The organism is Microbacterium sp. LWS13-1.2 (assembly GCF_040144835.1).
Lineage (GTDB): Bacteria > Actinomycetota > Actinomycetes > Actinomycetales > Microbacteriaceae > Microbacterium.
Genome location: NZ_CP151632.1, coordinates 1,056,984 through 1,070,542, shown reverse-complemented (window position 1 = coordinate 1,070,542; position 13,559 = coordinate 1,056,984). Strand labels below are relative to the sequence as shown.

Sequence of the window (13,559 nt, the reverse complement as noted above, 5' to 3'; positions counted from 1 at the left end):
AGGCGGCCCCGTGTCGGCGGCGCGCCGTCGCACGCTCGTTCCGCGAGGCGGCCCCGTGTCGGTGGCGGGCCGTAGACTCGTGCGGTGACAGTTCCCGGGATCGTCCGCGCCCTCGAGCAGGCTGAGCCGTTTCGGGACGCGGTGGCCGCGGCGTCCGTCGATGCCGACTTCTCGCTCGTCGAGGGGCTCGACGCCCCGCTCCTCGCCGCCCTGATCGAGCGCCGCCGTGCCGCGGGCAAGCCGCCGCTGGTCCTGCTGATCGCGCCGACGGGTCGCCGGGCGGAATCGCTGGGTCCGGCGCTGGGCGCACTGCTGCCCGGTGCCGAGGTGCTCCACTTCCCCGCGTGGGAGACCCTTCCGCACGAGCGGCTGAGCCCGAGCGCCGAGACTGTCGGCGCCCGGCTCGACATCCTCACGCGCATCGCGCGCTGGGAGGCCGCCACACCGCTCGTGATCACGGCATCGGTGCGCGGCGCCATCCAGCCGCTCGCGGCCGGGCTCACCGATGTGCCGCCCGTCGAGCTCGTCGTCGGCGCCCGCGGGCACGACCTCGGCGAGGTGTCGGCCCGCCTCGTCGAGCTCGCCTACCATCGCGTCGACATGGTCTCGCGTCGCGGCGAGTTCGCGGTGCGCGGCGGCATTCTCGACGTCTTCCCGCCGACGGCTGCGCACCCGTACCGCGTCGAGTTCTTCGGCGACGAGGTGGACGAGATGCGCGCGTTCTCCGTCGCCGATCAGCGTTCGCTGCCCGGCGAGGTACGGGACGTCACCCTGCTCCCCAGTCGTGAGCTGCTGCTCACCGAGCCCGTACGCGGCCGGGCACGGCAGCTGAAGGGCGAGTTCCCGGGCCTGGCCGGCATGCTGGAGAAGATGGCCGAGGGTATCCCGGTCGAGGGCATGGAGTCCCTGCTGCCGGCCGTCGTCGACAGGCTCGTGACCGTGGTGGACTACCTCCCCGAGGGCTCGGCCGTCGCCCTCGTCGACCCGGAGCGCGCGGTCGCCCGTGCGATCACGCTCGGTGAGACGAACCGGGAGTTCCTCGAGGCGGCGTGGAGTGCGGCCACCGCAGGCGCGAGCACCCCGATCGACCTCGGCGCCGGCGACTTCCTCACGCTGCCCGCCATCCGCGCCGCGGCCCGCACGCGCGGCGGGGTCTGGTGGAGCCTCAGCTCGTTCGACTCAGGAGAGGCGGATGCCGCCGCCGAGGGTCTCATCGACGACGACATCGACGTCGCGCTCGAGGCCGCCGCCGCGATCCGCGTGCCGGGATCGGCGGTGCCGTCCTTCCAGGGGAACGTGGAGGGCGCGACGGAGCACGTCGGCGCACTCCTCGCGGACGGCTGGCGCGTCGTGGTCGCGGCATCCGGGACCGGGCTCGTGGAGCGTGCGCGCGACGTGCTCGCCGAGCGGGGCATCGCCGCGCGCAGGGTCGAAGAGGTGCTGCATGCGCCCGAGCCCGGCGTGGCCCACCTCGTGCTGAGCACGCTGGAGCGCGGGTTCGAGGCGGCGGAGGCGAAGCTCGCCGTGCTCACCGAGTCGGAGTTCTACGGCCGCACCATCGGCGGCGACTCCCGCGTCGTGAAGAAGCTCGCGTCGCGACGCAAGGCAGTCGTCGACCCGCTGCAGCTCAAGGCCGGCGACTACGTCGTGCACGCGACGCACGGCATCGGCAAGTTCGTCGAGCTCACGCAGCGCGAGGTCTCCAGCGGTGGGCGCAATGCGATCAAGAGCGTGCGCGAGTACCTGGTGCTGGAGTACGCGCCGTCCAAGCGCGGTTATCCGGGCGACAAGCTCTTCGTGCCCACCGACCAGCTCGACCTGCTCTCGCGCTACGTCGGCGGCGAGGCGCCGACACTGTCGAAGATGGGCGGCAGCGACTGGGCGCAGGCCAAGAGCAAGGCCCGCCGCGCCGTGCGCGACATCGCCGTCGAACTCGTCAAGCTGTACTCGGCGCGCATGGCGTCGAAGGGCCACGCCTTCGGTCCCGACACGCCCTGGCAGCGCGAGCTCGAAGAGGCGTTCCCGTTCGCCGAGACCCCCGACCAGCTGCAGACGATCGACGAGATCAAGGCCGACATGGAGAAGCCGATCCCGATGGACCGGCTTCTGTCGGGCGACGTCGGCTTCGGCAAGACCGAGGTGGCGGTGCGTGCCGCATTCAAGGCCATCCAGGACGGCAAGCAGGTCGCGATGCTCGTGCCGACGACGCTCCTGGTCAAGCAGCACCTCGAGACGTTCACCGAGCGCTTCGCCGGCTTCCCGGTCAAGGTCAAGGCGCTCTCGCGCTTCCAGACCGACAAGCAGGCGCGCGAGGTGCTGGCCGGCCTCACCGACGGCACCGTCGACATGGTCATCGGCACGCACCGCATCCTCACCGAGAAGGTGATCTTCAAGGACCTGGGCCTCATGATCATCGACGAGGAGCAGCGCTTCGGCGTCGAGCACAAGGACCAGCTCAAGAAGCTCAAGACCAACGTCGACATTCTCGCCATGAGCGCGACCCCCATCCCGCGCACTCTCGAGATGGCGGTCACCGGCATCCGCGAGATGTCGACGCTGCAGACACCGCCCGAGGACCGGCATCCGATCCTGTCGTACGTCGGTCCGCGCAACGACAAGCAGATCGCCGCCGCCATCCGCCGCGAACTGCTGCGCGAGGGTCAGGTGTTCTATGTGCACAACCGCGTGCAGTCGATCCAGCGCGTCGCGGCGGAGCTCGCCGAGCTCGTTCCCGAGGCGCGCATCGCCGTCGCCCACGGACAGATGGGGGAGCACGCCCTCGAGGAGGTCGTGGACGCGTTCTGGGAGCGCCGCTCGGACGTGCTGGTCTGCACGACGATCGTGGAGACGGGCCTCGACATCTCGAACGCGAACACGATCATCATCGACCGCGCCGACAAGTACGGACTCAGCCAGCTGCACCAGCTGCGCGGACGGGTTGGCCGCGCTCGTGAGCGCGCGTATGCGTACTTTTTCTACGACGACATGAAGCCGCTCAGCGAGACGGCCGCCGACCGGCTCGAGACGATCGCGGTCAACAACGACCTCGGATCGGGCATGCAGGTCGCGCTGAAGGACCTCGAGCTCCGCGGCGCGGGCAACCTGCTCGGCGCCGAGCAGGCCGGCCATATCGCCGGCGTGGGCTTCGACCTGTACCTGCGCATGATCGGCGAGGCGGTCGCCACGTTCCGCGGCGAGGAGACCGAGGGGCCGGCCGAGCTGCGCCTGGAGCTGCCCGTTCAGGCCCGGATCCCGGAGTCGTACATCGACAGCGAGCGGCTGCGTCTCGAGGCGTATCAGAAGCTCTCGGCCGCGGCATCCGTCACCGCGCAGCCGGACGCGATCGACCTGGTGGTCGAGGAGCTCACCGACCGGTACGGCGAGCCGCCGGCCGAGGTCGAGGGTCTGCTCGCGGTCGCGCGGCTGCGGCGCCGCGCCGGGCAGGCAGGGCTCGCGGACGTCGTGGCGATGGGTCCGAACCTGCGCATCGCGCCGGCGAACCTGCCGGACTCGATGCGCGTGCGCCTGCAGCGACTGCACCCCAAGGCGAAGCTCGTCGCAGGCGGCGAGGCGATGGTCGTGCCGCTTCCCTCGGCCGGTGGTGCGCCGCTCGGCGACGACGAGCTGATCGCCTGGGTCGCGCAGCTGATCGAGCAGCTCTGGCCGCCGAGGAAGTCGGACGCGGATGTTGCAGCCGAGGCGGCCGTCAACGCCTGATCGCCGGCGTGCGTCACTCGCCCGTCAGCCGGCGGGTGGGACGCGGGGCGGCTGACGGACTCAGCTCAGGATGCCGTGCCTGCGCCGTCGAGGGTCGGGAACGCCCACGTGCCGTCGGCGACCTCGGCGCGCGGTCGGTACAGCCGCACGAGGTAGTTCCAGCCCTCCGCCACCGGGATGGCGTTCGGGGTACCGGGCGGGAAGTCCCCGAACCGCACGGTGGTGGAGCCGTCCGCGTTGCGAACGCCCGTGATGTTGTTGACCGTGTACATGTTCCGGTCGTTCGGCTCGAAGAAGCCCTCGGCGTTGTAGACCGAGATCGACCAGAATCCGTCGACCGGGACGTCGCCGACCGTGAGCTCGTAGCGGCCGACGGGAAGGCGCGGGTCCACGCCGATGTATGACGCCTCGCTCGACGGCAGACCGCCCCAGCCGGCCGCGGTGCCGATCAGGTGTCGGACGGGGTCGACCTCGTCCTTCGATCCGAAGGTGCGATCGAACGCGGTCAGGTTCCGGGCGAGGACGAGCAGAGCCTCGCGGGTCTCGTCGAGCGACGCGACGTCGTAGTCGGGGTACGCGAATTCGACCGACGAGGCCGCGGTGAGGGTGATCGCGTCCTGGATGGCGGCGACTTCGGCCAGGTCGCTCGGATCGGCCGGGTCGACGAGCGTCCGCACCGCCACGGTGACATATCGGGTGCCGAAGGTATCGCTCGCGAGCTCGTAGGATCCCGCGTCGTGGAAGATCGCGTCGACATAGTGGTCCTGGTCGACCACCATCGCCGACAGGTAGCGGTCTCCGTGCTCGGGAAGAGTCAGCGTTGCGCCGGCGGCGAGATCCACCACCGCGAAGCTGTACAGCGTGTCGCGGTTCAACCGGATCACCGTCTGGTTGTCGATCGCTGCGGGCTCGCGGTTGTGCACGAAGCGGTTGACACCGCCGGCTTGGGCTTGAAGATCGCGGAACATCCGATCCGTCTCGGCGCGGGCGAAGTCATCGACGTTCACGTGAAGGGTCACGAGCTCGATCCTGGCACAGTGTGCGACGCGCGCCCGCGGCGCGACGCCCGCCCACGGCGCGACGCAACGGGCTCGCGTACGAGAGAGTGGGGGGATGGTGGCCGATCTTCGCATCGAGATCTTCCCCGACGACCTCGACGGGGCCGTCGACTTCTACACCCGTGTGCTCGGATTCTCCCTCGTGCGCGACGAGCGGCACCTCGAGTGGGCCTACGTCGCTCTGGAGCTCGGTCGCGTGCGCGTCGGGGCGGCAAGGCGCCCCTCGGTCGACGCCGCGCCGCGCCGCCCGCCGGTCGGCGTGGAACTCGTGCTCGAGACGGACGATCTGGATGCCGCCCGCCGGCGGATCGCCGACGAGGGCTGGCCCGTCGACGACGACGTGCAGGCGCAGCCGTGGGGCCTTCGCGATTTCCGCGTGCTGGATCCGAGCGGCTACTACTGGCGTCTGACCGAGCACCCGAGGTGACGCCCGCGCCGGCGACCGGGTGCGGTGCGGATGTGCCGCACTACGCTGTGAACCGACCGCGACGGCCCCGACGACGGGCGGGCCGGCACGGGATCGAGGAGGCATGATGCGTTTCGAGCACCTCGGGGCCCAGCCCCGCATCCACCCCGACGCTGTCGTCGCGGCGACCGCGGTGATCAGCGGCGACGTCGAGATCGGCGCCGACTGCCAGATCCTGCACGGCGCGGTGATCACCGCCGAAGGCGGCGCGATCACGCTGGGCGAGAACGTCATCGTGATGGAGAACGCCCTCATCCGGGCGACGGCCACGAACCCGGTGCACATCTCAGACCACGTGCTCGTCGGGCCGATGGCCAGCGTCTCGGGCGCCGTCGTCGAGGAGGAGGTGTTCCTCGCGACGGGCACGCGCGTGTTCAACGGGGCACGGCTCGGAGCCCGCAGCGAAGTGCGCATCAACGCGGTCGTGCACCTGCGCACGACGCTCCCGCCGGAGACCACTGTGCCGATCGGGTGGGTGGCAGTGGGCGACCCGGTGCAGATCCTTCCGCCCGACCGCCACGAGGAGATCTGGGCCGCGCAGCGCGAGCTCGACTTCCCCGGCTACGTCTTCGGACTGGACCGCGACACCCCCGACCTCATGGTGCAGCTCACCGAGCGCTACGGTCGCAGCCTCGCCCGTCACGTGGACGACCGCCGCCTGGACTGACATCCCCGTGCATCGGCCGCGTACGCGGGCGGCGAGATCGACGTGGCTCTGGCCTTCCCACGGCTCAGGCCGTAGGGTCGCGACATGGGGCGTCTGGGGACCCGTTCGAGGCTCGATCAGGCCGTGGGGGCCTTCTCGAGCAACTGGCGCAACCCCAATCTGCGGCGCGCGCAGCTGAGCTTCCTCGGGGCGTGGACTGCGGAGTGGGCGTTCACGGTGGCGCTCGGCATCGTCGCCTACAACGCCGGCGGGGCGCTCGCCCTGGGCGCGGTGGGCCTGCTGCGCATGCTGCCCTCCGCGCTGCTGGCGCCGATCCTGTCGCCGTTCGCCGACCGCGGGCGGCGTGAGCGCGTGCTCGTCGTCGTATCGGTGGTGCGGGGCGCCGCCACCGCGGTAGCGGCGGTCGTCGTGGCCGTATCGGGCCCGATCGCGGTCGTCTACGCGCTCGCGGTCGTCTCGACCATCGCGGCGACCATGTTCCGACCGGCGCATTCCGCGCTCCTGCCCACGCTGTGCCGCACCGGGCACGAGCTGGCCAGCGCCAACGTCGTGCGAGGGCTGCTGGACTCCGTCGCGACGCTCGTCGGGCCGCTCGTCGCCGCGATCCTGCTGGCCTTCACCGATGTCTCCGTCGTGTTCGCCGTCGCGGCGCTCGCGTCGTTCTGGGCGGCGCTGCTGCTCTTCCGCGTGCGCTACGACGCGCCGCCGAGGCCGGCGGCACCGCGGCGCGACCTGCTGAGGGAGGCGGCCGAGGGGCTCGCCGCGGTGTGGCGGAGCCACGATCTGCAGCTCATCCTCGGCCTGGCGGCTGCCCAATCGATCACGCGGGGTGCGCTCACGGTCTTCTCGGTCGTGGTCGCCATCGAGCTGCTCGGCATGGGCGAGCCGGGCGCTGGATCGCTGATGGCATCGGTCGGAGTGGGAGCGGTCCTCGGCTCGCTCGCCGCCTCACTGCTCGTCGGGACCCGCCGACTGGGCGCGTGGTTCGCCGTCGGCGTTGCGCTGTGGGGTCTGCCGCTCGCCCTCGTCGGCGTCTTCCCTGCCCAGACTGCGGCGCTCCTCCTGCTCGCCTTCGTCGGGGTCGGCAACGCATTGATCGACCTCGCCGGGTTCACGCTGATCGGCAGACTGACCCCGGACGCCCTGATGGCGCGGGTCTTCGGTGTGCTCGAGAGCCTGGTCGCCGTCTCCATCGGCGTCGGCGCGATCATCGCGTCGGTGATGATCGCGTGGCTCGGCGTCGAGGGTGCGCTCATCGCGATCGGCATGCTGTGCCCGGTGCTCGCACTGGCATCGTGGTGGCGGCTGCGCGGCCTCGATCGGTCCGTCGGTGCGCTGGACGCCGAGGTCGGCCTCCTCCAGCGGGTGCCGATGCTCCAGCCGCTCCCGCTGCCCGCGATCGAACAGCTTGCGCGCGGGCTGGAACCGGTCGAGGTGGCACAGGGCAGCGCCGTGTTCACTCAGGGCGACGTCGGCGACCACTACTACGTGATCGAGAGCGGCCGGGCCGACGTGCTGGGCGACGGTCGCGTGATCGCGACCCTGGGCGAGGGTGAGGGCTTCGGCGAGATCGCACTGCTCCGCCGGACGCCGCGGACGGCGACGGTGGTCGCACGCACGCCGCTCGAGCTGAAAGCGCTCGCCGCGGACCGGTTCACCGCCGTCGTGCTCGGCTACGCGCCCAGCGCGCAGGCGGCCGCCACGACGGTGGAGGAGCAGCTGGATCGCTACGCGCCGGACGACCTGCTCGAGGGGCCTCCGGCATCGTGAGAGCCGCTGTGATGAACGACCGACGAAGGGGACTGGGCACATGGGGACAGAGCGAACGGCCCTGCTGATCGCTGATATCGGCGGCTACACCGAGTACATGGGCTCGCACCGCATGACTCTCGCGCACGCCGAGGTCAACACCGCGCGGATGTTGGAGAGCATCGTCCGTGCGGCGAGCGGGTTCGAACTCGTCGAGATCGAGGGCGACGCGGCCTTCCTCTCTCGGCGGGCCGTGACGCGGGATCCCGACACGATCCTCGCGGACATCCTGCAGCTGGCTGTCGTCATGCACCGCGCCTTCCATCTCGAGCGCGAGTACGTGGTGCAGAACCTCTGCCCGTGCGGGGGATGCCGCCAAGCGCGGAACCTGACCCTGAAGTTCGTGGCGCACGTCGGCGATGTCGCGACCCAGCGGGTGGGCGGCCGCTCCAAGCTCGTCGGCATCGATGTGATCCTGGTGCACCGCCTGCTGAAGAACTCCGTCGGCATCCCCGAGTACGTCCTGCTGACGGACGAACTCTGCCGCTCCGACGCGGCATCGCTTCCCGAGTCCGCGAACGAGCTCGCGCCGGACCTCGAGGGCATCGGCATCGTCCGCGCCTACTTCGTCGACGTCGCCGATCTGGACCACGTCGACGCGGTGCCGCCGGCTCCGACCCTGCGGTCCCGCCTCGGCAGCACCTTCTCGGCCGTGGGCCGCGGGCTTCCCTACATGCTGGGCGCGAGGAAACCGCGTCGCACGCGATAGCGAGCGGGCGCCGATGCACGCTCATCAGGCATCGGTCGTCCCGGCCGCGCGGCCGACGGCCCCGCGGCATCCGCCTTCGTCAGTCCCAGAGCAGGCCGCAGTCGCGGCAGCCGAACTCGAGGCGGTCGACCCAGCCGTCGTCGAAGGCGTCTCGACGATCCCACTCGATCCGGAACCACTTCGGCTCGGTCGCCCGCACATCGAGCGACCCGCACCGGGGGCAGACTTCGGCGACGACGATCCGTGCCATGGGCGCTACGGTACGCCCAGCCGTCGGCGATCCGGGGTGCGACGCGCGTGTCGCCGCACTCGGCGCGGGTCAGCCCGTGTTCTGCAGGCCGGCGGCGACGCCCGACACCGACAGCAGCAGGAGTCGCTGGAGCTCGGGGTCGACCGGGGCTCCCTCGGGAGCCGCGCGGAGCGCGCGCAGGGCGCGCAGCTGGAGGAGCGAGAGCGCATCGACGTAGGGGCTTCGCATCTTGACCGCCCGCTGCAGAACCGGCTTGTTGCCGAGCAGCTCCGTGCCGCCCGTGATGCGGACGACCCAGTCCCGCGTGACCCGCATCTCTTCGCGCACCAGCGCGGCCAGATCGTCACGGTCACCGAGCTCGAGGTAGTGCAGTGCGATGCGATCGTCGGTCTTCGCGAGGCTCATGGCGACGTTGTCGATGAGCGTGCGGAACAGCGGCCAGTCCTGGTACGCCTGCTGCAGCAGCGGCTCGTCGCCGACGGCGTCGAGTGCGGTGCCGAGCCCGAACCATCCGGCGAGGTTGATACGCGCCTGCGTCCACGCGAACACCCAGGGGATGGCCCGCAGGTCCTCGAGGGACTCGACCGACAGTCCCCGGCGGGCCGGGCGCGAGCCCAGCGCCAGCAGGCCGATCTCCTCCATCGGTGTGACGCGGGCGAACCACGGCGCGAAGCCGGGAGCCTTCACCAGTGAGAAGAAGCGCTCGCGGGATGCCGCGTCCAGCGTCGCTGCGACGCCCGCGTACTTGTCTGCCGCCGCGCGGTTGCGCTCCTCGTTCGACGGCGACGAGGCGAGCAGGATCGCGGCTGCGACCTGGTCGATGTGCCGCATCGCGATCGCCGGGTCGCCGTAGCGCGCGAAGATCACCTCGCCCTGCTCGGTGAGCTTGAACCGGCCGTCGACCGAGTGCGGGGGCTGCGCCATGATCGCGGAGTTGGCCGGACCGCCGCCGCGGCCCAGCGCCCCGCCGCGACCGTGGAACAGTGTCAGCTCGATCCGGTTCTCGTCCGCCCAGGCAGCGATCTTCGCCTGCGCCTCGTAGAGGGCGAGGTTCGCGGCGACGGGGCCGACGTCCTTCGACGAGTCGGAGTAGCCGAGCATGACCTCCAGGCGCCGGCCGGTGGCCTCCAGCCGCGCTGCGAACTCCGGGTGCTCGACGATCTCGGCGAGGATGCGGGGCGCGGCCTGCAGGTCGGCGAAGGTCTCGAAGAGCGGGATGACGTCGAGGACAGGGGGCGTGCCGTCGGGGCCGACCGCGTACGCGGCGAGCTTGTGGACGGCGGCGAGGTCCTCTGCCGACTGCGTGAACGACACGATGTAGCGTCCGGCCGCGCGCGGGCCGTAGCGCTCCTGCAGGAACCCGACCGTGCGGATGACGTCGAGCACCTCCTCGGCCAGCTCGCTGCGCGCCGCCCCGGACTCGAGCTCGGCGAGCACCTTGGCGTGCACGGCCGAGTGCTGCCGCACCTCGAGCTCGGTGAGGTGGAACCCGTACGTCTCGACCTGCCACAGCAGCTGCTGCAGGTGCCCGTACGCCTGGCGCGGCGCGCCGGCCTGCACGAGGGAGTCCTGCACGACGCGGAGATCGGCCAGCAGGTGCTCGGGGTCGGCGTACGCGAGGTCGGCGTTGCGGGCGCGCGTCGCCTCGATCTTGCGGGCGATCAGCAGCACGATGCGGCGATGCGGCTCGTCGGGGGAACGCTTGGCGATGTCTTTCGCGGCGTCCTCATCGGCGGCCTTGAGGCGCTGCCAGAGCGCCAGCAGCGCGTCGCTCGGCGGCGTTGTCGTCGCGTCCAGCGTCAGCGTGCGGCCGATGCGGCTCGCGGTGCGTGCGAGGCCCAGCAGCACGTGCTCGCTCGCGATCGCAGACGCCTTCCGGGTGACGGATGCCGTGACGAACGGGTTGCCGTCGCGGTCGCCGCCGACCCACGAGCCGACACGCACGAAGGGGCGCACCACCGGGGCGCGGCCGCCCGCGGCCGGTCCCTGCAGCGCGTCGTCGACGCGGCGGTAGACGTGGGGGACGGCCGTGTAGAGCGTGTCGTCGAAGACGGCCATCACGGCGCGCACCTCGTCGGTCGGAGCGGGCTTCTCGGGGCGCAGCGGCGCCGTGCGCCACAGCGTGTCGATCTCCTCGAGCATGCGGCGCTGTGCCCGTCGCTCGTCGGCCCCGCCGCGCAGCGACGCGTCATGCTGCTCGAGGAGCGTGGCGAGACGGCGGATGCTGGTCGACACCGCGCGGCGGCGCGCCTCGGTGGGGTGCGCGGTGAAGACGGGGTGGAATCGCATGTTCTGCAGACGCCGCAGCGCCGTGTCGTCGCCGACCTCGGCGGCCAGGCGCACGAAGGCCGCGGCGACCGAGTCGGTCGCCTGCTCGCGCTCGGGACGTCCGTCGCGCTCGCGCAGGATGCGCACGCGCTGGTGCTCCTCGGCGAGGTTCACGAGGTGGAAGTACGCGGTGAACGCCCGGGCGACCTCGTCGGCGCGGGCGATCGTGAAGGAGTCCGCGATCGCGGCGGCGCGGGCGAAGGCCTCGGGCGTCTCATCGGTGTAGGCCTGGATGGTCGCGGTACGCAGGCGCTCGACATCCTCGTACAGTCCCGGGGATCCGCTCTCGCGCAGCACCTGACCGAGCAGGGTTCCCAGCATGCGCACGTCGCTGCGCATCTGCTCGGGGATCGCCTGCTCCGCCTCGTACCGCCCGACGAGGTCGATCGCTTCGGTCTGGGTGAGTTCACGCATCTGTCCAGGCTAACGGCGCGCTGTCGCCGCGCCGTCACGGCGGACGTTGTGTGACGACGGTCCTGCCGGCCTCCCGCCGAAGAACATCGGATCGTTACACTGCCCCTGGAGAGCCGGGTTCGTCGATGGCTCAGGACGGGGTCGACGCGCGACCCCTGCTCACCCCGCGATCCTGTCACGGAGGCTCGATGCCGCTTCTTCGATCCGCCCGCTTTCCCGCCGTCATCCTGCTGGTCGCCGCCGGTCTCGGGCTCTTCGTCGCCAACTCGACGCTGTGGCCCGCCGTCGACGCGGCGATGCACGCCGAGCTCGGCATCCCGGGTGTCTTCGAGCTCACGCTGTCGCACTGGATCAAGGACGGCCTGCTGGCGATCTTCTTCTTCGTCGTCGCCGTCGAGCTGCAGTACGAGCTCACCAGCGGGCAGCTCAACTCCGGCCGCAAGGCGATGCAGCCTGCGATCGCCGCAGCGGGCGGCGTCCTGGTGCCGATCGCGATCTACGCGGCGATGGCGTGGGGGTCGGATGCGACGGCGGGCTGGCCGATCCCGACCGCGACCGACATCGCTTTCGCCCTCGGCGTGCTGGCGGTGTTCGGCAAGGGGCTGCCGCCCGCGCTGCGCGTGTTCCTGCTCGCGCTCGCGATCCTCGACGACATCGTCGGTATCATCTTCATCGCGGTGCTCTTCACCGACGGCGTGAACATCGCCGCGCTGGCCGGAGCCGCGGTCGCGGTCGTCGCGTTCGGCATCCTGAGCAGGCAGCTCGACACCCGCGGGCGCGTGCCGATCGCCGTCCTGCTGGTGCTGCTCGCGATCACGACCTGGGTGCTCGTGTACCTGTCGGGCGTGCACGCGACGATCGCCGGTGTCGTCCTGGGGCTCGCGATGGCGCAGCAGCCCGCGCTCCGGGTGCGGCACGCGCTCGAGCCGTGGGTGAACGTCGTCGTGCTGCCGGTCTTCGCCTTCTCCGCAGCGCTCGTGGTCATCCCCGCGGTACCCCTCTCGCAGCTGTCGCCGGCGTTCTGGGGTGTGCTGGTGGCACTGCCCGTCGGCAAGATCGTCGGCATCGCGGCCTTCGGCTGGCTGTCGCTGCGGGTCGCGCACCGGGGGAGTGCGCCGCCGCTCGCGTTCGCCGACCTCGTCGCCGCCGGAGCGCTCGGCGGCATCGGCTTCACCGTGTCGCTGCTGCTGTCGGAGCTCGCTTTCACGGATGCCGCGGCGCTGCGCGATCAGGCGACGCTCGGCGTGCTCGCCGGTTCCGTGATCTCGCTCCTGCTGGCAGCCGGCCTCGTATCCTGGCGGGCATGGCACTACCGGCAGCGGGCGACGACCGCATCCGCGACGACATGACCGACGCTCGCCCGCACGATGCGGCGGACCCGCTCCGCGAGGCGGCTGACGTCATGCGCGCCGTCCGCGACCGCTGCGTCTGGACGCAGCAGATCGACCATCGCGCGCTCGTGCCGTACCTGGTGGAGGAGAGCGCCGAGCTCATCGACGCCGTCGAGGAGGGTTCGCGCGATGAGCTGCGCGAAGAGCTCGGCGATCTGCTCTGGCAGGTGCTGTTCCACGCCGAGATCGCCTCACGCGATGCGGACTCCCCGTTCGACATCGACGATGTCGCCCGGGGGCTGACCGACAAGATGGTGCGACGACACCCGCACGTGTTCGGCGACGCCGTCGCGAACACCCCCGAAGAGGTGCTGGTGCACTGGAATGCCGCGAAGGCCGCCGAGAAGAGCGCGCGGACGAGCGTGCTCGACGGCGTGAGCGAGCGGATGCCGAGCCTCGCCCTCGCCCAGAAGCTCCTGTCGAAGGCCGCTCAGGCGGGCGCACCCCGCCCCGATCCCGCGAGACCCCACGCGGTGGACGAGACCGTGGGGATCTCCCAGGGTCTCGTCCCGCCGTTGTCGTCTCGCCCGGGGGGCGCGTCGGTGGACGGCGACCCTCGCTCGGAGTCGGAACTCGGCGATGCGCTGCTGGCGCTGGTCGCGACGGCACGCGCGAACGGCTGGGACGCCGAGCGCGCGCTCCGCGAACGGCTGCGGGCCCTCGAGCGCGACATCCGCGCCGCCGAGGCGATCGGTCGTTGAGCGAGCGAGGAACGAGCGGGACGAAACGCGCTGAGGTGGCGTTCGTCGT

At 71.4% G+C, this 13,559-nt stretch carries 10 protein-coding genes; 7 read left to right on the top strand and 3 right to left on the bottom strand.

Annotated elements, in window-relative coordinates; genetic code table 11:
- Positions 1–84 precede the first annotated feature (84 nt).
- A complete protein-coding gene (gene mfd / locus MRBLWS13_RS05205; RefSeq protein ID WP_349427968.1) occupies positions 85–3,717 on the top strand; it encodes a transcription-repair coupling factor in 3,633 nt (1,210 codons plus the stop codon).
- A 65-nt stretch (positions 3,718–3,782) separates the two neighbouring features.
- Here mfd and MRBLWS13_RS05200 read toward each other — a convergent pair whose 3' ends face one another.
- On the bottom strand, positions 3,783–4,736 hold the full coding sequence (locus MRBLWS13_RS05200) for a DUF1214 domain-containing protein (protein WP_349427967.1): 954 nt from the start codon (positions 4,734–4,736) through the stop codon (positions 3,783–3,785).
- A 94-nt stretch (positions 4,737–4,830) separates the two neighbouring features.
- Here MRBLWS13_RS05200 and MRBLWS13_RS05195 point away from each other — a divergent pair, with 94 nt between their 5' ends.
- The 4 genes from MRBLWS13_RS05195 to MRBLWS13_RS05180 all read left to right on the top strand — a co-directional run bounded on the left by MRBLWS13_RS05195 (position 4,831) and on the right by MRBLWS13_RS05180 (position 8,426).
- Positions 4,831–5,202: a VOC family protein gene (locus MRBLWS13_RS05195; RefSeq protein WP_349427966.1), complete on the top strand. Its 372-nt coding sequence runs from the start codon at positions 4,831–4,833 to the stop codon at positions 5,200–5,202.
- Positions 5,203–5,308: 106 nt separating this feature from the next.
- A complete protein-coding gene (locus MRBLWS13_RS05190; RefSeq protein ID WP_349427965.1) occupies positions 5,309–5,908 on the top strand; it encodes a gamma carbonic anhydrase family protein in 600 nt (199 codons plus the stop codon).
- Between the two features lie 84 nt (positions 5,909–5,992).
- A complete protein-coding gene (locus MRBLWS13_RS05185; protein WP_349427964.1) occupies positions 5,993–7,678 on the top strand; it encodes an MFS transporter in 1,686 nt (561 codons plus the stop codon).
- Between the two features lie 40 nt (positions 7,679–7,718).
- Complete coding sequence (locus MRBLWS13_RS05180) at positions 7,719–8,426, top strand: DUF2652 domain-containing protein (RefSeq protein ID WP_349427963.1); 708 nt, start codon at positions 7,719–7,721, stop codon at positions 8,424–8,426.
- A 79-nt stretch (positions 8,427–8,505) separates the two neighbouring features.
- On the opposite strand, the gene MRBLWS13_RS05175 is transcribed toward MRBLWS13_RS05180, so the two are convergent.
- Positions 8,506–8,676, bottom strand: a complete 171-nt coding sequence (locus MRBLWS13_RS05175) for a hypothetical protein (RefSeq protein ID WP_349427962.1) — start codon at positions 8,674–8,676, stop codon at positions 8,506–8,508.
- 69 nt (positions 8,677–8,745) lie between these two features.
- A complete protein-coding gene (locus MRBLWS13_RS05170) occupies positions 8,746–11,418 on the bottom strand; it encodes a phosphoenolpyruvate carboxylase (RefSeq protein WP_349427961.1) in 2,673 nt (890 codons plus the stop codon).
- Between the two features lie 188 nt (positions 11,419–11,606).
- Here MRBLWS13_RS05170 and MRBLWS13_RS05165 point away from each other — a divergent pair, with 188 nt between their 5' ends.
- Both MRBLWS13_RS05165 and MRBLWS13_RS05160 read left to right on the top strand, forming a co-directional pair.
- A complete protein-coding gene (locus tag MRBLWS13_RS05165; RefSeq protein WP_349427960.1) occupies positions 11,607–12,767 on the top strand; it encodes a Na+/H+ antiporter NhaA in 1,161 nt (386 codons plus the stop codon).
- Complete coding sequence (locus MRBLWS13_RS05160) at positions 12,764–13,510, top strand: MazG family protein (RefSeq protein WP_349428991.1); 747 nt, start codon at positions 12,764–12,766, stop codon at positions 13,508–13,510. The genes MRBLWS13_RS05165 and MRBLWS13_RS05160 overlap by 4 nt, the downstream gene beginning before the upstream one ends.
- Positions 13,511–13,559: the final 49 nt, after the last annotated feature.

Coding starts and splice junctions, on each gene's coding strand:
- MRBLWS13_RS05195 (WP_349427966.1), top strand. CDS start 4,831: ATGGTGGCCGATCTTCGCATCGAGATCTTCCCCGACGACCTCGACGGG.
- MRBLWS13_RS05190 (WP_349427965.1), top strand. CDS start 5,309: ATGCGTTTCGAGCACCTCGGGGCCCAGCCCCGCATCCACCCCGACGCT.
- MRBLWS13_RS05185 (WP_349427964.1), top strand. CDS start 5,993: ATGGGGCGTCTGGGGACCCGTTCGAGGCTCGATCAGGCCGTGGGGGCC.
- MRBLWS13_RS05180 (WP_349427963.1), top strand. CDS start 7,719: ATGGGGACAGAGCGAACGGCCCTGCTGATCGCTGATATCGGCGGCTAC.
- MRBLWS13_RS05175 (WP_349427962.1), bottom strand. CDS start 8,676: ATGGCACGGATCGTCGTCGCCGAAGTCTGCCCCCGGTGCGGGTCGCTC.
- MRBLWS13_RS05170 (WP_349427961.1), bottom strand. CDS start 11,418: ATGCGTGAACTCACCCAGACCGAAGCGATCGACCTCGTCGGGCGGTAC.
- MRBLWS13_RS05165 (WP_349427960.1), top strand. CDS start 11,607: ATGCCGCTTCTTCGATCCGCCCGCTTTCCCGCCGTCATCCTGCTGGTC.
- MRBLWS13_RS05160 (WP_349428991.1), top strand. CDS start 12,764: ATGACCGACGCTCGCCCGCACGATGCGGCGGACCCGCTCCGCGAGGCG.